Below are 21,385 nucleotides of genomic sequence, written 5' to 3'. Positions count from 1 at the left end.
CGCGGCGGGACGACCACCACGCCGACCAGGTCGAGGCGGGTGAACTGGACGAACGGTTCGACCAGCACGGTCTTGGTGAGCTGGCCGGGGGTGGCCTCGACCTCGACCACCTTGCCGACCGGGACGCCGGGGACGAACGGGCGGCCGCTGTGCGAGCCGAAGGTGACCAGCCGGTCGCCGGCCTTGACCTGGGCCTTGCCGTTGAGCAGCTGGACCTTCATCGGGCCGGTGCCCTGGCCGGCCGCGAAGCCGATCTCCTCGCTGCTCTCGATCCGGGTGCCGGCGGTGAAGCCGGGGTCGGAGGCGAGCAGGACGGTGGCGGTGGTGGGGGCGACGGTGGTGATCCGGCCGACCAGGCCCTGGCTGTTGATGACCGTCATGTCCCGGGTCAGCCCGTCGTCGCTGCCGGCGTCGATGGTGATGGTCCAGGAGAAGCCCTGGGCCGCGCCGATCGCGATCACCTGGGCGGCCTTGACGGTGTAGCCGCCGGCCCCGGCGGTGCGGAGCATCTCGTCGAGCTGCTTGGTGCGGCCGGCGGCGGCGTCGGAGGAGGCGAGCCGCTGGCGCAGTTCGGTGTTCTCCCGGGTGATCAGGTCGAGCCGCTGCTGGTGGGTGCCGGCGTCGCGGACGGCCCTGATGTAGCCGGCCACCGGGTCGACCACGCCGGCCGCGCCGCGCTCGGCCGGGCCGAGCACGCCGGCCGCGGCCCGGCGGGCGCCGCCCAGCGGGGAGGACTCGCCGCCCTTGATGTCCACGGTGATCAGTGCGAAGGCGACAGCCACCAGCAGGATGAGCAGTAGTCGGCTCTCTCGTGTGTCCCTCACGGTGCTGGAACTGCCCTTCGGTACCGGGTCCCCCTCCGGAGGGGCGGGGGAGCCATTCAGTTGACGAACTGTCCGTACGTTTTAACGACCGGCCTGGCCCGAGGTCGCGGCCGGTCCGCCGTCAGCGCCGGGGCTGGGCGTCGAGCACCTGCTGCAGCGCCTCGAACTCCTCGACGCACTTGCCGGAGCCCAGGGCGACCGAGTCCAGCGGGTTCTCCGCGATGTGGATCGGCATGCCGGTCTCCCGGCGCAGCCGCTCGTCGAGGCCGCGCAGCAGGGCGCCGCCGCCGGTGAGCACGATGCCGCGGTCCATCACGTCGCCGGCCAGCTCGGGCGGGCACTGGTCGAGGGTGGTCTTGACGGCGTCGATGATCGAGTTGACCGGCTCGTCGATCGCCTCGCGGACCTCGGCGGCCGAGATCACCACGGTCTTCGGCAGGCCGCTGACCAGGTCGCGGCCGCGGATCTCGGCGTGCTCGTCCTTCTCCCCCTCCAGCGCGAAGGCGGAGCCGATGGACATCTTGATCTGCTCGGCGCTGCGCTCACCGAGCAGGAGGCTGTACTCCTTCTTGATGTGCTGGACGATCGCGTTGTCGAGCTCGTCGCCGGCCACCCGCAGGGACTGCGCGGTGACGATCCCGCCGAGCGAGATGACCGCGACCTCGGTGGTGCCGCCGCCGATGTCGACGACCATGTTGCCGGTCGGCTCGTGCACCGGCAGGCCGGCGCCGATCGCGGCCGCCATCGGCTCCTCGATGATGTGCACCTGGCGCGCGCCGGCCTGCGAGGACGCCTCGATCACGGCGCGGCGCTCGACCCCGGTGATGCCGGAGGGCACGCAGACCACGACCCGGGGGCGGGCCAGGTAGCGGCGGCGGTGGATCTTGAGGATGAAGTACCGCAGCATCCGCTCGGTGATCTCGAAGTCGGCGATCACGCCGTCCTTGAGCGGGCGGATGGCGACGATGTTGCCGGGGGTGCGCCCGATCATCTTCTTCGCCTCGGCACCGACGGCGAGGATGCCGCCGGTGTTGGTGTTCACCGCGACCACGGACGGCTCGTTGAGCACGATCCCCTTGCCCCTGACGTACACCAGCGTGTTGGCAGTGCCGAGGTCGATCGCCATGTCACGGCCGATGAACGACAGGTTGTTGGCCATGGGGTGTGGTGTGCCTTCCCGGGTTCGGAATGGAGGGCGGGGCGGGAGCGGGCCGACCGCGGCGCCCGCAGCAGGGCTGACATCAGCTGAGCAGCCGTACCGGGCCCGTGAGTTGTGCCCATCGTAGCGACGCCGGTCGACGCGGTCCGGCGGGCCACGGCACGGTGCCCATTCTCCGGGGGCGGGTCGGCTTCTCGCAGGATTGGGACGCCGTGTCGGGGTCCGCAGTTCCGTATTTGACGATGAAAAGGTGAGATTCGCCCGGTCGGATCAGCGACTGGAGTGCAGGTCGGAGCCGGTCCGGGCGGAGTCGGGGATACCGTACCGGCCGCCGCCCGCGCGTGTCGCGACGGACTGCGGCCGGGGTGTGGAAGCAGTGTGGAGATCAGGCGTGCGCGGGGAAGAAGATCTTGATCTCGCGCTCGGCCGACTCCGGCGAGTCGGAGGCGTGGATCAGGTTCTCGCGGGTGATCGTCGCGTAGTCGCCGCGGATGGTGCCGGCCCCGGCCTGCAGCGGGTCGGTGGCACCGGCCAGCGCGCGGATGCCGGGGACCACGTTCTCGCCCTCGACGATCAGCGCGATCGACGGGCCGGAGGTCATGAACTCCAGCAGCGGCTCGTAGAACGGGCGGCCGACGTGCTCGGCGTAGTGCTGCTCCAGCGTCGCCCGGTCGAAGGTCCGGAGCTCGACGGCGGCCAGCCGCCAGTTGGCCTTGCGCTCGATGCGGCTGATGATCTCGCCGGCCAGGCCACGCTGGACGGCGTCGGGCTTGAGCAGGACGAGAGTGCGCTGGGACACGGTGCAGCTCCTGGGGATGGGGTTCGGCGGAGTGTGTGCGGCCACCGCAGACACTACCCCGTGTGAGCAGCACGTACGTGCGGCCGGGGGGTCCCCGGCCGCACGCGGGGCTCAGGCGGCGGCCGCGGCCCGGGCGGCCTTGATCTCGTCGATCCGGCGGCCGTAGTGCACCGAGCACCACCACAGCGCGGCGAAGATCAGGCCGAGCCCGTACATGGTGGGCAGCACCAGGCCGCTGGCGATCAGGCCGAGCTGCAGCGCCCAGCCGACCGCGACCGCGCCGGGCCGGGTGATCGCACCGCAGAGCAGGACGCACAGCAGGATGGCGATACCGCTGACGGTCCAGATCGCCGTGGTGGAGACGTCCGACAGCTGCATGGCCACCAGGCCCGCGAACATGATCAGCAGGGCCTCGCCGATCAGGGTCGAGGAGCAGAGGGTGCGCATGACTACTTCCTTCCGAGCAGCAGGCGGGCCTCGCCCACCGTGATCACCGAGCCGGTCACCAGGACCCCGGTGCCGGTCAGGTCGCCGTCCTCCTCGGCCAGCGTGATGGCGGCCTCGATCGCGTCGTCCAGCCGGGGCTCGACCTGGACCCGGTCCTCGCCGAAGACCTCCACCGCCAGCGCGGCCAGCTGGTCGACCGGGGTCGCCCGGTGGGTGGTGTTCTGGGTGACCACCACCTCCGCCAGGATCGGCTCGAAGGCCGCCAGCAGGCCGGAGACGTCCTTGTCACCGCTGGTGCCGATCACGCCGACCAGCTTGGAGAAGCCGAAGGACTCGTTGATCGCCGCCACCGAGGCCTCGGCGCCGTGCGGGTTGTGCGCGGCGTCCAGGATGACGGTGGGGCTGCGCCGGACCACCTCCAGGCGGCCCGGCGAGCTGACGCCGGAGAAGCCCTCGCGGACCTTGTCCACGTCGAGGTTGCCGCCGCGGGCGCCGCCGACGCCGAAGAAGCCCTCGACGGCGGCCAGTGCCAGCGCCGCGTTGTGCGCCTGGTGGGCGCCGTGCAGCGGGATGAAGACGTCCTCGTACTCGTGGCCGCCGAGCCCGCGCAGGGTGACCAGCTGGCCGCCGACCGCGATCTCGCGGCGGACCACGCCGAACTCCATGCCCTCGCGGGCGACCGTGGCGTCCACCTCGACCGCGCGCCGCAGGATCGCCTGCGCGGCGTCCAGCGGCTGCTGGGCCACCACGGCCAGGCCGCCCGCCTTGATGATGCCGGCCTTCTCGGTGGCGATCTCGCCGGTGGTGTTGCCGAGCCGGTCGGTGTGGTCCAGGCCGACCGGGGTGATCACCGAGACGGCGGCGTCGATCACGTTGGTGGCGTCCCAGCTGCCGCCCATGCCGACCTCCACGATCGCCACGTCCACCGGGGCGTCGGCGAAGGCCGCGTAGGCCATGGCGGTGAGCACCTCGAAGAAGGAGAGGGCGATCGGCTGCTGCTCGTCGACCATCCGGACGTAGGGCTCGATGTCCCGGTAGGTCTCGACGAACTTCTCGACGCTGATCGGGGTGGAGTCCAGGCTGATCCGCTCGGTCACCGACTCCACGTGCGGGCTGGTGTACCGGCCGGTGCGCAGCTCGAAGGTGTTGAGCAGCCGCTCCACCATGCGGGCGGTGGAGGTCTTGCCGTTGGTGCCGGTGATGTGGATCGACGGGTAGGCCCGCTGGGGCTGGCCCAGGATGTCCATCACGGCGTTGATCCGGTCGAGCGAGGGCTCCAGCTTGTTCTCCGGCCAGCGCCGGGACAGCTCCGCCTCGATGGCGCGCAGGTCGTTGTCGTCCGCGGAGTCCGCGCCGGCGGGTCGGATGGTGTACGGGTTCTGCCCGGCTGCCTTGTCGCTCACGCGCCCAGTGTAGGGAGGCGGACGGCCCGCGCGGACCACGGGGATCCGGTGTCCCCGGCACCACTGGGGACGTGATGGTGGACACGTTCACCGACCCGGCCGATTTGTCCCACTTGTCATGGATGGCCGACTTGGTCCCGCCACGGGCCCGGGCCGGCCCTCCCGATCGCCCGCCGCCGGCCTTTCCGCGCCTTCCGGCGGGGCAAGTCGTCCTGCGGGAGAGCGACTTGGACGGCGGGAGCGGGGCCTGGGACCGGCGTGCGCCGGACCCGGACCCCGTGCCGGGCGGAGCTCAGCGGTGCGAGCGGAACTGGACGACCTGCTGGTAGGTCGGCCGGTTCTGCCAGGTGGTCCTGGCATCCGTCACGCCGCCCAGCGGGCGCTGGATGACGGTGTCGGCGCACCACTGGTCGCCCGCCGAGCAGTCCGCGTCCCCGGGGTAGACCTGCGCCGGGGTCTGCGCGGCCGCCTTCTTCAGGCTGTCCAGCAGGACGCCCCGGCAGGCCGCCAGGTCGCCGCCGCCGCAGTACGGCCGGGCCAGCGGGCCGGCCACCTGGTCGCCCAGGACGCCGCGCAGGTCCTTGTCCAGATAGCTCCACCAGCCGTACTGGAAGGCCGAGCCCTTGTGCGGGATGGACTCGTTGGCGCTGGAGGTGCCGCTTGTCGGACCGGTCTGGCCGCCCGAGGGCGACTCGTTGATCTGCAGGGCGCCGGTCAGTGCGGCGAACAGCGGGTCACCGAGGCCGGGCCGGAACACCCCGTCGGCCAGCAGCGGCCACCAGGCGTCCATGGTGCGGATCGCGTCGGCGTTGGCGTAGGCGTGGCTGCCGTTGGAGGTCTCCCGGCGCTGCCCGCCGGCCGTCAGCCAGGCCTCCAGCTTCTGCACGGCCGCCGCGGTGGCCGGGTCGGTGACGGGGGCGCTGCGGATCACCCGCAGCAGGTCGGGGAGCACGTCCTCGGCCCGCAGGTCGGCGGTGGCCGCGGACTCCATGGCCTGCACCAGCGACACCCGGGTGACCTTGGTCCCGCTGTTCACCAGTGCCTTCACCCGGTCGTCCAGCAGGTTCCCGCGGTGCACCGAGCCGTTGCCGAAGCCGGCCGCGGCGAAGGACTTCGCCTGCTTGTTGTTCCAGGAGATGTAGTAGTCCTGGTCGGCCGACTGCGGGTGCTCGGCCGGCGGGGTGTACCGGGCGGTGTTGGCCACCGGGTCGAAGTCCCGCCACTCGTAGGCGGCTTCGGCCTTCACCGGCAGGCCCGGGTCGACCCCGGGGGCACGGACCGGATTGCTGCCGGAGTTGTAGTACGCCGTGTGGGCGGCGTCCGCGTAGAACCAGTTGAAGGTGTAGTTGATGTTCTGCGCGGCCTGCTGGAAGCTCGCGGCGTCGTGCACCGCGCCGGGGTCGTTGAGCATCTGGAAGCCGATGATGGAGTCGGCCTCGTGCCGGTAGGTGGAGCGCAGCGCGGTGAAGGCGACCGGTTTGCCGCCGACCGTGCCGCGCGCCGTCACCAGGCCGTAGGCGGTCCGGTACATCACCAGGGTGTAGGAGCCCGCCGCGGTGGAGTCGGCGGTGGTCGGGCTCCAGGAGTTCTTCCGCTCCAGGCGCTCCAGCGGGACGCAGCTGCCGTGCCACAGGTAGGAGGCGGAGGCCGTGGTGGGGGGCGAGCCGTCGGCGTTGCAGAGCGGTACCGCGTAGCTGTCGGTGATGTCCTGGCCGGCCGAGGTGGCGCTCCAGGCGTAGTCCTGGCCGCGGCCGAGCTGGACGTAGAAGCCGAGCCCGGCGAAGGCGGCGCCGCGGGCGCTGATGCCCGGGCCCTGCAGTTCCTCCAGCATCAGCAGCTGCGGTGCGAAGTACCCGGTCTGCGGGCCGAACACGGCCACCGGGTGGCCGTCGTCGGTGTGGCTGCCGGAGACCACCAGGGCGTTGGACATGCCGTGCTTGGCGGTGAGCAGGTTGCCGGGCAGCACACCCTGGGCGGCGGTGGTGGCCAGGCCCGCGGAGCCGGTGGCGTCGTAGATCATGCGCTCGGGCACCACCGAGCCCGGGTCGGGCAGCGCGACGCCCTGCGGGTCGTCCGGCGGCAGCGCGTACGGGAACTGCTGCCCGTCGTGCAGGGTGAGCGCGGCCTCGGGGTCGTCCGCCTCGCGCAGCGACTTCCAGACCGCGTCGCCGGCGTCCTTGCCGTACCTGGCCTCGGCGGTCAGTTTGACCTGGGCGGAGGCGAGTTCACCGCCGCCGCCGGCCCCGAACAGCGCGCCCACCACCGAGGCCAGCGCGACCAGGTCGGTCAGCTTGAACGGTTCGATGGAGCCCGCGTTGGTGATCGGGTTGATGTGCCCGGTCAGGTCGTACTCGCCCGGGAAGTAGCGGCCGTTGTAGGACTCGGTGATGTACTGGTTGATGCCGTCCAGGTAGGCCCTGGCGTCGTCCAGCGCCTGCCGGGCCCGGTCGCCCTGGCCGGCGATGGCGTCGATCTGGCTCTGCAGTTCGGCCTCGGTGTACGGGGCGGCCTGCCAGAAGCTCTGCTCCAGCTCGCGGTTGGCGGCCGCGCCGCCGGCGAACCCGGACAGCTGTCCGCGGCCGACGTGGCGGAACAGGTCCATCAGCCAGAGCCGGTCCTGCCCGGCGGCGTAGCCCGCGCCGAACTCGGTGCCGTAGCGGGTGGTACCGGTGATGTGCGGGACACCGGTGGCCTTGTCACGGACGATGGTGACGTCCGCGCGGGGGCGGGCGGTGCTGGCCACCTGGTCGGCGGGGACGCCGAAGGAGGCGTCGTTGAAGAAGCTGCGCAGGGTGGTCTCGGTCAGCCCCGGGTAGGCGGCGGCGAGGTTGGCGTACGGGCCGAGCTGGTCGTCGGTGTGCGCGGGGCGGGTGCCGAAGACCTTGTTGGCGAGGATGTCGGCGAGGGTGGCGTTGCCGTTCTCGCCGGGCGGCAGGATGTCGAGGCAGCGGCCGCCGCAGTAGTCGTTGGCGGCGGCCGGAGCGGCGGGGGTGGGGGCGGCCGCCAGGGTGGCGGCGGCGAGGAGGGCCGCCGCGAGACCGGCGGCGGGGAGCCTGAGCGCGTGGGGGCGTCGTTGCATACCAGCTCCTCCGTCGAAGCTGTCCGAAGCTGAGGCGCGATTGACAGTTCTCGACGGTAGGGCGGTTACCGACCGGTTGCCTAGTGGCGTGCATGCCACTTCTGACGCTCACTGACAAATTGTCAGCAAAGCTGCAGGCCGGCGGAACTACCGCTGCCGGGCCTCCGGCACCTGGGGCGGCACCCGGCCGCTGTGCCGGCGGCGCAGCTCCGCCGCGATCTCCTCCGCCTCGCCGTCCGGCAGCAGCGGCAGCATCATGGCGACCGCCTGCAGCACCCCGCCGAGCAGGTACGTGGTGTCCGGGGTGCTGGCGACCAGCGCGCGGACCGTCCCCACGTCGCCCGCGGCCACCGACTCCAGCAGCAGGGCGGCGTCCACCGAGTCCTCGTCGATCACCACGGCCGAGGTGTCGGCGGGCGCCCGGCGGACCAGACCGCGCAGCACCCGGTCGCCGACCTCCGGGGCGTACGCCTTGCGGACCGCCTCGGCGGCGATCCACACCAGCAGGGTGGCCACCTCGCGTTCGGCCTGCTCGGCGAGCAGCCGGTCGAGTTCCCGGTCGAAGGCCAGCTGGTTGCCGTGCCGGAAGGCGAGCAGCAGCACCGCCGCACGGGCCTTGGCCGCCGCCACCTCCGCCGCAGGCAGTTCGTCGGCCAACTCCGTGGTCACCGTCATGCTCGCGCCCTCCCGCCAGTCGCACCGCCCGAATGGGAACGTGGGCAACACCGTACACATCCGAACTCGGAACTTCCGTGAACCCGCGCATGCCCGGCGGCGGGGACAATCCCCGTGCCATTGCCGGTGAAGCCGCCGGAGAGTTTCCGCGTCCTTGCCGCCCGACCCGCCAAATGCCTTGAATGGAGCTGGACATCGGTCTTGGTGCAAGAACCCTTCCACCCCCGCACCGCCGTGAATCCTCCGAATTTCCACCACCGGCCCGGCGGCCGGAAGCACCCACCGACACGCCGGTGGCTTCGGCGGCCCGCTCTTCCCGCAGTTCCATATCCTCCCCCGCGGCGCCCGGAATACCGCCGAACGAGGGATCAAATCCCCACCGGGAGCGGGCCGGTGTCCGACCGGCAGCACCATTCCCGAAAGCACCCGGCGCAGTTATCGACGCTTTGCCCGGGACGCGAAACGGCCGGGGGCCCGCCACCCCGGTACGGGATGACGGGCCCTCGGCCGCGTACGGGCGCTCGGAGCGCGCCGGGCGCTCAGCCCTGCGGCAGCGCGTCCAACTGTGCGGTGATCCGGGCGATGTCGGCCTCGGCCGCCTCCTGACGGGCGCGGATCTTGGCCACCACCTCGTCCGGCGCCTTGGCCAGGAAGCCCTCGTTGCCGAGCTTGGCGGTGGTCTGCGCCTTCTCCTTCTCGGCCGCCGCGAGGTCCTTGGCGAGCCGCTTGCGCTCGGCCGGGACGTCGATGGTGCCGGAGAGGTCCAGGGCGACCGTGGCGCCCGCGACCGGCAGCGAGGCGGTGGCCGCGAAGCCGGCCTCCGGCACGGTCAGCCGCAGCAGCGAACGAATCGCCGCCTCGTGCGGGACGAGTGCGGTACCGGCCAGCTCCAGCTGGGCCGGGACCCGCTGACCGGGCTTCAGGCCCTGGTCCGAACGGAACCGGCGGACCTCGGTCACCACCTGCTGCAGCGTGGCGATCTCGGCCTCGGCGGCCGCGTCCCGGAAGCCGCTGTCCTTCGGCCACTCGGCGACCACCAGCGACTCGGCGCCGGTCAGCGTGGTCCACAGGGTGTCGGTGACGAACGGGACCACCGGGTGCAGCAGCCGCAGCGTCACGTCCAGCACCTCGCCGAGCACCCGGCGCGAGGCGTCCGCCTGCGGGCCGCCCGCCGCCAGGGTGGTCTTGGAGAGCTCGACGTACCAGTCGAAGACCTCGTCCCAGGCGAAGTGGAACAGCGCGTCCGACAGCTTGGCGAACTGGTAGTCGTCGTACAGGCCGTCGGCCTCGGCGACGGTGGCGTTCAGCCGCGACAGGATCCAGCGGTCGGCCGCGGTCAGCTCCTCGGGGGCCGGCAGCGGGCCCTCGACGGTGGCGCCGTTCATCAGCGCGAAGCGGGTGGCGTTCCAGATCTTGTTGCAGAAGTTGCGCGAGCCCTGCACCCAGTCCTCGCCGATCGGCACGTCCGCACCGGGGTTGGCGCCGCGGGCCAGGGTGAAGCGGACCGCGTCGGCGCCGTAGGCGTCCATCCAGTCCAGCGGGTCCACCGCGTTGCCGAAGGACTTGGACATCTTCTTGCCGAACTGGTCGCGGACCAGACCGGTCAGCGCGATGGTGTGGAACGGGGCCTGCCCGTCCATCGCGTACAGGCCGAACATCATCATCCGGGCGACCCAGAAGAAGATGATGTCGTGACCGGTGAGCAGGACGTCGGTGGCGTAGAACTTCTCCAGGTCCGGGGTCTGCTCCGGCCAGCCCAGAGTGGAGAACGGCCACAGCCCGCTGGAGAACCAGGTGTCCAGCACGTCGGTGTCCTGGGTCCAGCCCTCGCCGGTGGGCGCCTGCTCGTCCGGTCCGACGCAGACGACCTCGCCGTTCGGGCCGTACCAGACCGGGATCCGGTGGCCCCACCAGAGCTGGCGCGAGATGCACCAGTCGTGCATGTTGTCGACCCAGCTGAAGTAGCGGCCCTCCAGCTCCTTGGGGTGGATCTGCACCCGGCCGTCGCGGACGGCGGCGCCGGCCTCGGCGGCCAGCGGCGCGACCTTGACCCACCACTGCAGCGACAGCCGCGGCTCGACCACGGTCTGGCAGCGCGAGCAGTGGCCGACGGCGTGCATGTAGGGGCGCTTCTCGCCGACGATTCGCCCCTCGGCGCGCAGCGCGCCGACCACGGCGGAGCGGGCCTCGAAGCGGTCCAGGCCGAGGAACGGGCCGTGCACGGTGATCACACCGCGCTCGTCCATCACGGTCAGGTTCTCCAGGCCGTGGCGCTGGCCGATGGCGAAGTCGTTCGGGTCGTGGGCCGGCGTCACCTTGACGGCGCCGGTGCCGAACTCCGGGTCCACGTGCTCGTCGGCGACGACCGGGATCCGGCGGTCCGTCAGCGGCAGCGCGATGGTGGTGCCGACCAGGTGCCGGTACCGCTCGTCGTCCGGGTGGACCGCGACCGCGGTGTCACCGAGCATCGTCTCGGCCCGGGTGGTGGCGACCACGATCGACTCGTCCCCGTCGCCGTAGCGGATCGAGACCAGCTCGCCGGGGACCTCCTCGTGCTCCACCTCGATGTCGGAGAGCGCGGTCAGACAGCGCGGGCACCAGTTGATGATGCGCTCGGCGCGGTAGATCAGACCGTCGTCGAAGAGCTTCTTGAAGATGGTCTGGACGGCCTGCGAGAGGCCCTCGTCCATGGTGAAGCGCTCGCGCGACCAGTCCACGCCGTCGCCGAGCCGGCGCATCTGGCCGAGGATCTTGCCGCCGTACTCCTCCTTCCACTGCCACACCTTCTCGACGAAGGCCTCCCGGCCCAGGTCGTGGCGGGACAGCCCGGAGGAGGCGAGCTGCTGCTCCACCTTGTTCTGGGTGGCGATGCCGGCGTGGTCCATGCCGGGCAGCCACAGCGCCTCGTAGCCCTGCATCCGCTTGCGGCGGGTCAGCGCGTCCATCAGCGTGTGCTGGAAGGCGTGGCCCAGGTGCAGCGAACCGGTCACGTTCGGCGGCGGGATGACGATGGTGTAGGCGGGCTTGTCGCTCTTGGCGTCGGCGGTGAAGTAACCGCGCTCCACCCAGCGCTCGTACAGCTCGCCCTCTACCTCCGCCGGGGCGTAGGTCGTCGGGAGGGTGGCTGCGTCGTCCCCGGGGACTGCGGTGAACCCCTCGGGGCTCTCGGGGCGCTGGTTCGTCGTGTCGGTCACGACGCACAGTTTACGTAAGAGCGGGCCCCCGGTACGAACCGCGTCGCGCGGCCCGGTCGGCCGCGGGCCCGGACCCGTGCGATAGCGTGCCCGGATACTCGCACGCAGATTCCGTGCGCGTGCCCATCGGGAGCACGCCCAGCGCACGCCGCAACGAGGCCGCTCCCGGGAGCGGCGGGGGAGATCGACGCCGATGTACGGCCAGGGTCAGCAGTATCCGCCAGGTCAGCCGCAGCAGCCTCCGCCGCCGTACGGCCAGCCGCCGCAGTACGGCGTCCCGCAGCCCGGCTACGGCCAGCCCCAGTACGGCGCCCCCGCGCAGCAGCCGCCCGGCTACGGCTACCCGCAGGCCCCCCAGCCGCAGTACGGCGCCCCGCAGGGCGGCTACCCGCAGGCGCCGCAGCAGCAGTACGGCGGCGGCTACCCGCCGCCCGCGCCGAACAAGAGCAACACCGGCCTGGTGGTCGGCCTGGTGATCGGCGCGCTGCTACTGGTCGGCGGCGGCCTGGTGGTCGCCACCCAGCTCGGCAGGGACGGCTCCGGCAGCGGCGGCGGCGCCTCGGCCGTGGCCGGCAAGTACAAGCTGAGTGCCCCGCCCACGCTGCCCGGCGGCTACACCAAGAAGTCCGCCCAGGACGCCCCGACCGGCAGCAACCCGGCGACCAAGATCGAGGGCGCGATGTCGGCGGTCTACCAGAAGGGCCTCGGCGACCTGGTCAGCGTCGCGGGCAGCTGGGGCACCATCGACGACCCGGGCGCGACCCTGGCCGCCAACGCCGCCGCCATGAAGATGACCTGGAAGACGCCGCTGGCCGAGGTCCCCGCCAACGACGCCAAGGACCCGGGCGGCAAGATGCAGTGCGGCGTCGCCACCAGCTCCGCCGCCGCCAGCGCCATCGAGACCCCGATCTGCATCTGGGCCGACCACTCCGCGATGGGCACGGTGGTCTTCAGCGGCGTCTCGATGACCGGCAGCGGTACCAGCATGTCGGCGGCCCAGGCGGCCGAGAAGTCCCGGCCGATCCGCGACGCGGTGCTGGTCGCGAAGTAGGCCCGGGGCGCAGGTACGACAGCGGCCCCGCACCGTCCGGTGCGGGGCCGCTCCACGTGGCGGGGGCGGTCAGGCGCTCTTCTCGCGCCGCTCGCGCTTGATCATGTCGCGCGGGACCAGGGTCGGGATGGCGTGCTTGGAGACCACGTCCCCGGTGACGACCACCCGGGCGACGTCCTGACGCGAGGGCACCTCGTACATCACCGACATCAGCACCTCCTCCATGATGGCCCGCAGCCCGCGTGCGCCGGTGCCCCGCAGGATCGCCTGGTCGGCGATGGCCTCCAGTGCGTCCCGGGTGAACTCCAGCTCCACACCGTCGAGTTCGAAGAGCTTGCGGTACTGCTTGACCAGCGCGTTCTTCGGCTCGGTGAGGATCTGCAGCAGCGCCTCGCGGTCCAGGTTGTGCACGCTGGTGATCACGGGGAGGCGGCCGATGAACTCGGGGATCATGCCGAACTTGACCAGGTCCTCCGGCATCACCTGACGGAAGTGGTCGCTGGCGTCCTGCTCGCGCTTGGAGCGGATGTTGGCACCGAAGCCGATGCCCTTGGCGCCCGCCCGGCCCTCGATGATCCGCTCCAGGCCCGCGAACGCACCGCCCACGATGAACAGCACGTTGGTGGTGTCGATCTGGATGAACTCCTGGTGCGGGTGCTTGCGGCCCCCCTGCGGCGGCACCGAGGCGGTGGTGCCCTCCAGGATCTTCAGCAGCGCCTGCTGGACGCCCTCGCCCGAGACGTCGCGGGTGATCGACGGGTTCTCGCTCTTGCGGGCGACCTTGTCGATCTCGTCGATGTAGATGATCCCGGTCTCGGCCTTCTTGACGTCGTAGTCGGCCGCCTGGATCAGCTTGAGCAGGATGTTCTCGACGTCCTCGCCGACGTAGCCGGCCTCGGTCAGCGCCGTGGCGTCCGCGATGGCGAACGGCACGTTCAGCATCCGGGCCAGGGTCTGCGCCAGCAGCGTCTTGCCCGAACCGGTCGGGCCGAGCAGCAGGATGTTCGACTTGGCCAGCTCGATCGCGTCCTCGCGGCCGTTGCCGCCGGAACGGCCGTTCTCACCGGCCTGGACGCGCTTGTAGTGGTTGTAGACCGCGACCGACAGTGCCTTCTTCGCCGCTTCCTGACCGACCACGTACTGGTCCAGGAACTCGTAGATCTCGCGGGGCTTCGGCAGCTCCTCGAAGCGCACCTCGGAGCTCTCGGCGAGCTCCTCCTCGATGATCTCGTTGCACAGGTCGATGCACTCGTCGCAGATGTACACACCTGGCCCGGCGATCAGCTTCTTCACCTGCTTCTGCGATTTGCCGCAGAACGAGCACTTGAGCAGGTCGCCGCCGTCTCCGATGCGTGCCACGAGGTGCTTCCCCTTCGCCAGGGGCCCCGCGGGGGTTCCGGGGCCTGGTGCTGTGGACCGGCTGCGCCGAACGGCGGCCGGTCTCGCTATCCGACGGTACTCTGCCGAGCCGGGAATTCCGGTGTCTTCGGCAGCTCTGCCCTACGCCCTGGGCGAATTGATACCGAACAGATGCCGTCCTGCGGGCATGGACCCGCACTCCAATTGTGCCGGGCCGACGGCCGTACCGGAACGGCTCGGGGCGGGGCGCAAGGTCACACCTCCGCAGAGGATGCGCCCGCGCCCCGCCCCGGGAGCCGCCGGACCGCGTCCGGATCTGCCGGTCGAGCCGGTGGGCCCGGCCGGATCAGTCGGTCAGCGAGGTCTTGCGGGTCGAGATGATCTGGTCGATCAGCCCGTACTCCAGCGCCTCCTCGGCGGTCAGGATCTTGTCCCGCTCGATGTCGTCGCGGACCTGCTCGACCGCCTTGTTGGAGTGCTTGGCCAGCATCTCCTCCAGCTGCTCGCGCATCCGGAAGATCTCCTTGGCCTGGATCTCCAGGTCCGAGACCTGGCCGCGGCCGGTCTCGGTGTACGGCTGGTGGATCAGGATCCGGGCGTTCGGCAGCGCCATCCGCTTGCCGGGGGTGCCGGCCGCCAGCAGCACGGCCGCGGCCGAGGCCGCCTGGCCCATGCAGACGGTGGTGATGTCCGGCTTCACGTACTGCATGGTGTCGTAGATGGCCGTCAGGGCCGTGAACGAGCCGCCGGGCGAGTTGATGTACATCTGGATCTCGCGGTCCGGGTCCATCGACTCCAGGCACAGCAGCTGCGCCATGATGTCGTTGGCCGAGACGTCGTCCACCTGGGAGCCGAGGAAGATGATGCGCTCCTCGAACAGCTTGGCGTACGGGTCGTACTCGCGGATGCCCTGCGAGGTGCGCTCGACGAAGCGCGGGACGATGTAACGGCCCTCGGCGCGGGCGCCGTAGTACTCACCGCGCGGCATGTTGGGGGTGGTGTTCATGGGTTGGTCCGTCCTCCGACGAAGCGTGCGGTCTGGGGGTCTCTTACGGGCGGCGCTCAGGCGCCCGTGCCGCCGCCGCCGGGAACGTCCGCGGCGCTGTGCATGATCTGGTCGATGAGGCCGTACTCCTTGGCCTCCTCCGGGGTGAACCAGCGGTCCCGGTCGGAGTCCGCGGTCACCCGGTCGAAGGTCTGGCCGCTGTGGTGCGCGATCAGCTCCGACATCCGCTTCTTGGTGCGCAGCAGCTGCTCGGCCTGGATCCGGATGTCGGTGGCGGAGCCGCCGAGGCCGGCCGAGGGCTGGTGCATCAGGATGTTGGCGTTGGGCAGCGAGAACCGCTTGCCCGGGGTGCCGGCCGTCAGCAGGAACTGGCCCATCGAGGCCGCCATGCCCATCGCGATCGTGACCACGTCGTTCTTGATGTACTGCATGGTGTCGTAGATCGCCATGCCGGCCGTGATCGAGCCGCCCGGGGAGTTGATGTAGAGGTAGATGTCCTTGTCGGGGTCGGCCGCCAGCAGCAGGAGCTGGGCCGTGATCTTGTTGGCGATGTCGTCGTCGACCTGCTGGCCGAGGAAGATGATCCGCTCGTTGAGCAGCCGGTTGTAGACCTGGTCGCCCAGGCCGCCGAGCACGTCACCAGCGGCGGCGTGCGGCGCCATCAGGCCAGGCATCTGCATCTGCGGGAACGTCACTTAGCCACCTGCTCAGTCGATCTGCTTGTGTGTCGCTGTCTATGGACCCTAACGCCCGGGCGGGGCCGCAGAATCCCCCACGCAGAACTGTTCGCTGTGAGCGCAGGGTCCGGTGGTGCGAACGCACAGCGAACGCCAGTGGGCCCGGACACCTCACGGCGTCCGGGCCCACTGGGCCTGTCACTGCTCAGGCCGCGGACTGCTGTCGCGGCCGGCCGGGGCTCAGGCCTCGGTCGACTCGGCGGCGGCCTCGGTACCGGCCTCGGCCGACTCCTCGGTCTCCTCGTCGTCCTCGAAGGTGACGACCTCGCCGTTGGTGTCCTTGACCTCGGCGCCCTCGACCACCAGGGCCAGCGCCTTGCCGCGGGCGACCTCGCCGACCAGCAGCGGAACCTGGCCGCCCTGGACGACCTGCTGCGCGAACTGGTCCGGGGTGAGGCCGGAGCCGGCGGCGCGGCGGATCAGGTGCTCGGTGAGCTCCTCCTGGTTGACGCCGAGCTCCTCCTTGCCCACGATCTCGTCCAGCACGAACTGGGTCTTGATGCCCTTCTTGGCCTGCTCCTCGGTCTCCGCCAGGAAGGCCTCCAGGGTCTTGTCCTGGGTGGCCAGGTAGGCCTCCAGGGTCAGGCCCATCGGCTCCAGCTGGTGGTGCTCGAGGTTGTGGCGGCGGGTCTCGATCTCGTCCTTGAGGAGCTTCTCCGGGTACTCCATCTCGACGAGGCCGAGCAGCTCGTCCAGGACCTTCTCCTGCGCCTGGGTGGCCTGGTCGAACTCCTTCATGCGCTCCAGGCGCTTGCGGGAGTCGGCACGCAGCTCCTCCAGGGTGTCGAACTCGCTCGCCAGCTGGGCGAACTCGTCGTCCAGCTCGGGGAGCTCCTTCTCCTGGACGGCGGTCACGGTGACGGTGACCTCCGAGTCCTTGCCGGCCTGGGTGCCACCCTTGAGGGTGGTGGTGAAGGTCTTGGACTCACCGGCGGACAGGCCGACGACGGCCTCGTCGATGCCGTCCAGCAGGCGGCCGGAGCCGATCTCGTAGCTCACGCCGGTCGCGGTGCCGTCCTCCGGCACCTCGCCGTCGACCTTGGCCTCGAGGTCCACGACCACGACGTCCTCGGCCGCGGCGGCGCGCTCGACGTCCTTGACCGAGGAGAAGCGCTCGCGCAGCTGCTCCAGCGACTTGTCGATGTCCTCGTCGGTGACGACGACCGGGTCGACGACCACGCTGATCGAGGAGTAGTCCGGCAGGGCGATCTCCGGGCGGACGTCGACCTCGGCGGTGAACTTGAGGTCACCACCGTCGACGAGCTTCTCGACACCCTCGATGTCCGTGATGTCGGGCTGGCCGAGAACCTCGATCTTGCCCTCGTCGACGGCCTGCGTGTAGAAGCGCGGCAGCGCGTCGTTCACGGCCTCCTCGAGCACCGCGGCACGGCCGAAGCGCTGGTCGATCACCTTGTTCGGGATCTTGCCCTTACGGAAGCCCGGCACGGTGACCTGCTGGTTGATCTTCTTGTACGCCGCGTCGAGGCTGGGCTTGAGCTCCTCGAAGGGCACCTCGACGGTGAGTCGAACCCGAGTGGGGTTCAGAGTCTCGACGGCGCTCTTCACGGTTGGGTCTCCTAGGGGGCTTGCGGTCGGGTTGTCTCCGCCCGGCCCGGTACGGCCGAGGTGGCCGAGCGAGCGGGCGAGACGGGCGATGGGCGGTTGGAGCTGCATCTCCCGTGGTGGGCCGGACGGTGAGCGTGACTCCTCGCCCTCGGGCGGTTGACCTGCGAGCATGCCACAGGGACTACCGCCAGCAGCCCATCCTACCGGTACGGCGAAAGACGGACGAAAGACGGACTCCCGGGTGCACCCGCCGGGGCGCCGCGGCGCCCACCGCAGGGGCACCGCCCACGACGACAACAGGGCCCCGTCCGGTGGACGAGACCCTGCCGCACACTGTCGGGGTGACCGGATTCGAACCGACGGCCTTCCGCTCCCAAAGCGGACGCGCTACCAAACTGCGCCACACCCCGTGGTGCCGAGAGGAAGCGTACACGGCGGTCTCCCCCCGTCCGGCGCATTATCAACCCCCGCCGGAGCGGAAGCGACGTGCACTCCACCGCCCCGACCAGGTACGCTGGGCCCGACCTCGCGGCCGCACCGTCGGCCGGGCGGTCGCGTACGATCCGACGTGCCGTCAACTGCACGCACGCGGGTGTAGCTCAATGGTAGAGCCCCAGTCTTCCAAACTGGTCACGCGAGTTCGATTCTCGTCACCCGCTCCAACACTTCGGCCCCAGGTCAGCGAGTAGATCGCCGACCTGGGGCCGAAGTCGTATGAGGGCCCGTCAGCTCTCCGCGCCCGGTCCGGGCCGCCCGGTCGGCGGGCCGTCATCACCCAGGTGCGTCCGCCGCCAGATCTCGCTCCAGCCCCGAGGGGCGACCGGCACGAGCCGGTGCTCCCGCGCGCACGGGCACGGCGACGGCGCCCACCCGCACCGGCCGCACAGCTCGACCCGGCCGTGTCCGGTCGACTGCAGTTCCGGCGGCCCCTCGTCCCCGCAGGCCGGGCAGCCGGGCAGCTCGGCCCCGTCCAGCAGCGCGTTCCGCCGCCGGACGTAGTCGGGCAGCCGCAGTGACGGGTGGCGGTTCGGATCGTCGTACCAGGCACGGGGCGGGCCGTCCTCCCTCACCCAGCCCCGCAGCCACCACGGCCGGGGCTCCGGTACGGCTCGCCGCCCGGCCCACTTCCGCGCCCGGCGCCGCGCCTCGAACTCATCGGCCCGGGTGCGCCACAGCTCCCGCGCCTCGTGCAGTTCCTCCACCGCCCGCACCAGCGCGGCCGGATCGTCCTCCAGTCGCCGGGGGATCCGGGCGCTGAGCGTGAGGTGGTGGTAGGTCGCCCGCAGGCCGTAGGGGGCGAACCGGGTGAGGCAGGTGCGCAGCGCGCTGTGCCGCCGGTAGATGGGGAGCCGGGCGTCGTGCACGCGCGCCCGGTGGGTCAGGAAGCTGGTCATGCGGTGCGCCCCGGGTCCACCGGACCGGGAGCCGCCGGGGCCGACTCCCATCCCGGCGCGGGGTCGTCGGGCGGGCGGGTGCCCGGTACGGCCGGCAGTGGCGTCATCCGGCGATCATGCCGGGCCGGGCGGCCGGACCACGAGGGGTTTTCGGGGGCGGCGCCGCGCCCGCGGGCGGGCGAACCGTGGAGCGCGGAGGCCGGAGCGGGGGCGGCCCGCGGCAGGTACCGGCTGTGGTCGGTCCGAGGAGGATCAGACCTTGACGCCGTGGGCGGCGAGGTACGCCACCGGGTCGATGTCCGAGCCGTAGGCCGGGCCGGTGCGCACCTCGAAGTGCAGGTGCGGGCCGGTCACGTTGCCGGTGGCGCCGGAGAGGCCGATCTGCTGGCCGGCGGTGACGGTCTGGCCGACCGAGACGCCGATCGAGGAGAGGTGGGCGTACTCCGAGTACTTGCCGTCGGCGTGCTTGATGACGACCTCGTTGCCGTAGGCGCCGCCGTTGCCGGCGGAGACCACGGTGCCGGCCGTGATGGCCTTCACGGAGGTGCCGGTGCCGACGACGAAGTCGACGCCGGTGTGGTAGCCGGACGACCAGTTGGAGCCGGCCTGGTGGTACGGGGTGCCGAGCGGGCCGTTGACCGGGGCGACGTAACCCGAGGTCGCCGGGGTGGCGGCGGCCGGGGTCTCGGCGGTCTTCGGGGCGGCGGTCTTCGGCGCGGCCGGCTTGGCGGTCTCGGCCTTGGGCGCCGCGGCCTTCGGGGCGGCGGCCTGCGGGGCCGGGGCGACCGGGGCGCGGTGCTCGGAGCGCGAGGCCTTGGCCGGGGCCTCGGCCTGCTGGCCGCCCACGGTCAGCTTCTGGCCCGGGTAGATGAGGTTCGGGTTGTCGCCGACGACCTGGCGGTTGTCCTGGTACAGCTTCTGCCAGCCACCGTCGACGTGCTGAGCGTCGGCGATCTTGGACAGGGTGTCGCCGTGGACCACCTGGTAGCTGTGGTCGGCGGCCGGAGCGGCCTCGGCGGCGGCGGGCGCGGCCTGGTCGGCGGCGGCGGCCGACGCGGAGACGGTTCCGTGGGCGTCAGCAGCGGTGTGCGCCTGGGCGGCGGTGGCCGGGAGCGCGACGGCAGCGGTGACGACACCGGTGGCGACGGCGATGCGGGTCAGTCGGGACAGACGGGGACGACGGTGCTTGCCCTTAGCGGACATTGAGCGGTTCCTCTCCGACGCCTGCGAGGTGAGCTGTCGGGTTCGGACGGGAGATCGCCCGGCCGCGAGAAGACGCGGCTTCACCCCAAGCCGTCCCGGAACACCGGAAACGGCACTTACCTTGGGTCCCCCGCTCCTGCCGTGCACGGATGAGGTGCGTCGGCCCCGGGCAGCGGCAGGACTCGGCGTTCCGCCCGGTGGCCCCACCCGGCGTTTGCCGGGCAGGTCACGAAGCAAAACCCATGAGGCGTATACGTAGCAAGTGACGGCCCGTAAGAAAATCAAGGCCGGATAAGATCAACCGGGCCGAAGGTCACGCTCCGCTGCGGACCTGGGGCCCACCGCAGCCGAGGCGCTCACGACGGGCTGATTCGCATGCGACGGAGCGTTGCCGTTGCGACCCCGCGCGTTCGCCCGGTCACCGGTGGTCACCGCAGGCCCGGGTTGCTGGTGACTCCGGTCACCCCCGCACCGGCCCCCGGGGTGGCCGCACCCTGCTCCGGGCGTCCTCGGGGGCCCCTGCCGCCCGCGTTCCCGCCCGTACCGGAGGGGTCCGGCACCGGCCGGCTCGGCCCCGGCGCGGTTTCCCGCGCGTGGGCGAGGGCCGATAGCCTCACACGCGTTCGATTCCGCCCCACCGTTCGAGCAAGGAGCCGGCCCGTGCGCCCGCAGCACCGACTGGACGTCATCCAGCGCAGTGTGATCCGCGAAATGGCGCGCCTCGGACGGCACTTCACCGTCGACGGCGAGGTCCTGCGCGGGCCCGGCACCACCGCGCTGGCGGTCCGCGAGCACCCCGGCGACGGCGGATCCGGCCATGTCGACCTCGGCTACGTCCTGCAGCTTGGCCGGGCGGACGGGCCGGTGGTCTGGGACTGCGCGGCCGGTCTCGGGCGGACCGAGGAGGAGCAACTCGACAACGCGGTACGGATGTGGGCCACCACCACCGCCAGCGCCGTGGTCGAACTGCTGGACCGGCGGGGCGAGCACGGTGACCACTACCGCTCGCCGGAGCTGCCCGGCTGGCACGCGGTACAGGGCCCGGCGGCCGTGTTCGGCTTCGGCTCGCGGCAGTTGGCCGACTGGCTGGCGGACCACCAGCCGCTGCCGGCACTGGCCGAGGCGCTCCGTCCGGAGCTGACCGGCCCGCAGGTGAACGGCGTGAAGCTGTTCCTCGGCGGCCGGGCCGGGGAGGACGTCGCCGAGGTCCGGATCAACGGGGTCGTCTCCGACCGCGCCTCCGCCGTACTGCGCGCGTTGGACTGGCCGCGTGGCGAACGCCTCTGCTGGGCCCGGCTGTTCGTGCTGCTGGTGGCCGAGGCCCCCGAGCCGCCGGCCGTCGCCGCCCGCCCCGCGTCCGCCGCCGTGACGGCCGCGCCGGGCCGCCGGACGGGGCTGCTCGGCCGCTGGCGGCGTGCCAGGCCGCAGCGCGGGTAGGTAGGACCGGTCCGGGCCCGGCGGGGGCCGGGCCGGGGCAGGACGAAGCGCC

16 protein-coding genes, 2 tRNA genes and 1 riboswitch are annotated in these 21,385 nt (G+C 71.7%); of the genes, 3 read left to right on the top strand and 15 right to left on the bottom strand.

What is annotated here, in order from left to right:
- The 8 genes from mreC to AA75_RS21820 all read right to left on the bottom strand — a co-directional run.
- On the bottom strand, window positions 1–824 hold an 824-nt coding region (mreC, locus tag AA75_RS21855; protein WP_033821862.1), incomplete at its 3' end, for a rod shape-determining protein MreC.
- A gap of 121 nt (window positions 825–945) precedes the next feature.
- Window positions 946–1,971, bottom strand: coding sequence for a rod shape-determining protein (locus AA75_RS21850; protein WP_033821861.1), 1,026 nt, complete (start codon window positions 1,969–1,971; stop codon window positions 946–948).
- A gap of 397 nt (window positions 1,972–2,368) precedes the next feature.
- Window positions 2,369–2,782, bottom strand: coding sequence for a nucleoside-diphosphate kinase (gene ndk / locus AA75_RS21845; protein WP_033821856.1), 414 nt, complete (start codon window positions 2,780–2,782; stop codon window positions 2,369–2,371).
- Between the two features lie 111 nt (window positions 2,783–2,893).
- A complete protein-coding gene (locus AA75_RS21840) occupies window positions 2,894–3,229 on the bottom strand; it encodes a DUF4233 domain-containing protein (protein WP_033821855.1) in 336 nt (111 codons plus the stop codon).
- 2 nt (window positions 3,230–3,231) lie between these two features.
- Window positions 3,232–4,596 carry a folylpolyglutamate synthase/dihydrofolate synthase family protein gene (locus AA75_RS21835; protein WP_033821860.1) on the bottom strand — a complete coding sequence of 455 codons (1,365 nt, stop codon included), beginning with the start codon at window positions 4,594–4,596 and terminating at the stop codon, window positions 3,232–3,234.
- 328 nt (window positions 4,597–4,924) lie between these two features.
- Window positions 4,925–7,711 (bottom strand): penicillin acylase family protein, encoded by a 2,787-nt coding sequence (locus tag AA75_RS21830; RefSeq protein ID WP_033821854.1) that lies wholly within the window; start codon window positions 7,709–7,711, stop codon window positions 4,925–4,927.
- A gap of 147 nt (window positions 7,712–7,858) precedes the next feature.
- A complete protein-coding gene (locus AA75_RS21825; RefSeq protein WP_033821853.1) occupies window positions 7,859–8,386 on the bottom strand; it encodes a hypothetical protein in 528 nt (175 codons plus the stop codon).
- Between the two features lie 539 nt (window positions 8,387–8,925).
- Entirely contained in the window at window positions 8,926–11,580 is a 2,655-nt protein-coding gene (locus AA75_RS21820) for a valine--tRNA ligase (protein WP_033821852.1), read from the bottom strand.
- Between the two features lie 193 nt (window positions 11,581–11,773).
- Between AA75_RS21820 and AA75_RS21815 the strand changes: the two genes are divergently transcribed.
- Window positions 11,774–12,631, top strand: a complete 858-nt coding sequence (locus AA75_RS21815; RefSeq protein WP_051813000.1) for a hypothetical protein — start codon at window positions 11,774–11,776, stop codon at window positions 12,629–12,631.
- A 69-nt stretch (window positions 12,632–12,700) separates the two neighbouring features.
- Here the strand turns inward: AA75_RS21815 and clpX are convergent, their stop codons facing one another.
- From clpX to AA75_RS21790, 5 genes are all read right to left on the bottom strand, one after another.
- Window positions 12,701–13,990: an ATP-dependent Clp protease ATP-binding subunit ClpX gene (clpX, locus tag AA75_RS21810; RefSeq protein ID WP_033821851.1), complete on the bottom strand. Its 1,290-nt coding sequence runs from the start codon at window positions 13,988–13,990 to the stop codon at window positions 12,701–12,703.
- Between the two features lie 346 nt (window positions 13,991–14,336).
- Window positions 14,337–14,996: an ATP-dependent Clp protease proteolytic subunit gene (locus tag AA75_RS21805; protein WP_033821850.1), complete on the bottom strand. Its 660-nt coding sequence runs from the start codon at window positions 14,994–14,996 to the stop codon at window positions 14,337–14,339.
- A 56-nt stretch (window positions 14,997–15,052) separates the two neighbouring features.
- Window positions 15,053–15,658: an ATP-dependent Clp protease proteolytic subunit gene (locus tag AA75_RS21800; protein WP_033821858.1), complete on the bottom strand. Its 606-nt coding sequence runs from the start codon at window positions 15,656–15,658 to the stop codon at window positions 15,053–15,055.
- Between the two features lie 255 nt (window positions 15,659–15,913).
- Window positions 15,914–17,299, bottom strand: coding sequence for a trigger factor (tig, locus tag AA75_RS21795; RefSeq protein ID WP_033821849.1), 1,386 nt, complete (start codon window positions 17,297–17,299; stop codon window positions 15,914–15,916).
- Between the two features lie 336 nt (window positions 17,300–17,635).
- Window positions 17,636–17,709, bottom strand: a tRNA-Pro gene (locus AA75_RS21790).
- A gap of 178 nt (window positions 17,710–17,887) precedes the next feature.
- Between AA75_RS21790 and AA75_RS21785 the strand changes: the two genes are divergently transcribed.
- Window positions 17,888–17,961: transfer RNA gene (locus AA75_RS21785), tRNA-Gly, on the top strand.
- Window positions 17,962–18,024: 63 nt separating this feature from the next.
- Here the strand turns inward: AA75_RS21785 and AA75_RS21780 are convergent.
- Entirely contained in the window at window positions 18,025–18,693 is a 669-nt protein-coding gene (locus AA75_RS21780; protein WP_033821848.1) for a hypothetical protein, read from the bottom strand.
- Window positions 18,694–18,945: 252 nt separating this feature from the next.
- Complete coding sequence (locus AA75_RS21775) at window positions 18,946–19,896, bottom strand: LysM peptidoglycan-binding domain-containing M23 family metallopeptidase (RefSeq protein WP_033821847.1); 951 nt, start codon at window positions 19,894–19,896, stop codon at window positions 18,946–18,948.
- Between the two features lie 5 nt (window positions 19,897–19,901).
- Window positions 19,902–20,063: riboswitch (cyclic di-AMP (ydaO/yuaA leader) on the bottom strand.
- 493 nt (window positions 20,064–20,556) lie between these two features.
- Here AA75_RS21775 and AA75_RS21770 point away from each other — a divergent pair.
- A complete protein-coding gene (locus AA75_RS21770; protein WP_033821846.1) occupies window positions 20,557–21,333 on the top strand; it encodes a DUF6348 family protein in 777 nt (258 codons plus the stop codon).
- Window positions 21,334–21,385: the final 52 nt, after the last annotated feature.

The sequence above is a fragment of the Kitasatospora sp. MBT63 genome, from assembly GCF_000710465.2.
Classification (GTDB): domain Bacteria; phylum Actinomycetota; class Actinomycetes; order Streptomycetales; family Streptomycetaceae; genus Kitasatospora.
Note: the sequence above shows the minus strand (reverse complement) of the source record. Positions and strands in the feature narration are given on the sequence as shown.

Bases quoted from the DNA above. Each gene is read 5' to 3' on its own strand.
- AA75_RS21840 (WP_033821855.1), bottom strand. From the start codon at position 3,229: ATGCGCACCCTCTGCTCCTCGACCCTGATCGGCGAGGCCCTGCTGATC.
- AA75_RS21830 (WP_033821854.1), bottom strand. From the start codon at position 7,711: ATGCAACGACGCCCCCACGCGCTCAGGCTCCCCGCCGCCGGTCTCGCG.
- AA75_RS21825 (WP_033821853.1), bottom strand. From the start codon at position 8,386: ATGACGGTGACCACGGAGTTGGCCGACGAACTGCCTGCGGCGGAGGTG.
- AA75_RS21815 (WP_051813000.1), top strand. From the start codon at position 11,774: ATGTACGGCCAGGGTCAGCAGTATCCGCCAGGTCAGCCGCAGCAGCCT.
- AA75_RS21805 (WP_033821850.1), bottom strand. From the start codon at position 14,996: ATGAACACCACCCCCAACATGCCGCGCGGTGAGTACTACGGCGCCCGC.
- AA75_RS21800 (WP_033821858.1), bottom strand. From the start codon at position 15,658: ATGGCGCCGCACGCCGCCGCTGGTGACGTGCTCGGCGGCCTGGGCGAC.
- AA75_RS21780 (WP_033821848.1), bottom strand. From the start codon at position 18,693: ATGACCAGCTTCCTGACCCACCGGGCGCGCGTGCACGACGCCCGGCTC.
- AA75_RS21775 (WP_033821847.1), bottom strand. From the start codon at position 19,896: ATGTCCGCTAAGGGCAAGCACCGTCGTCCCCGTCTGTCCCGACTGACC.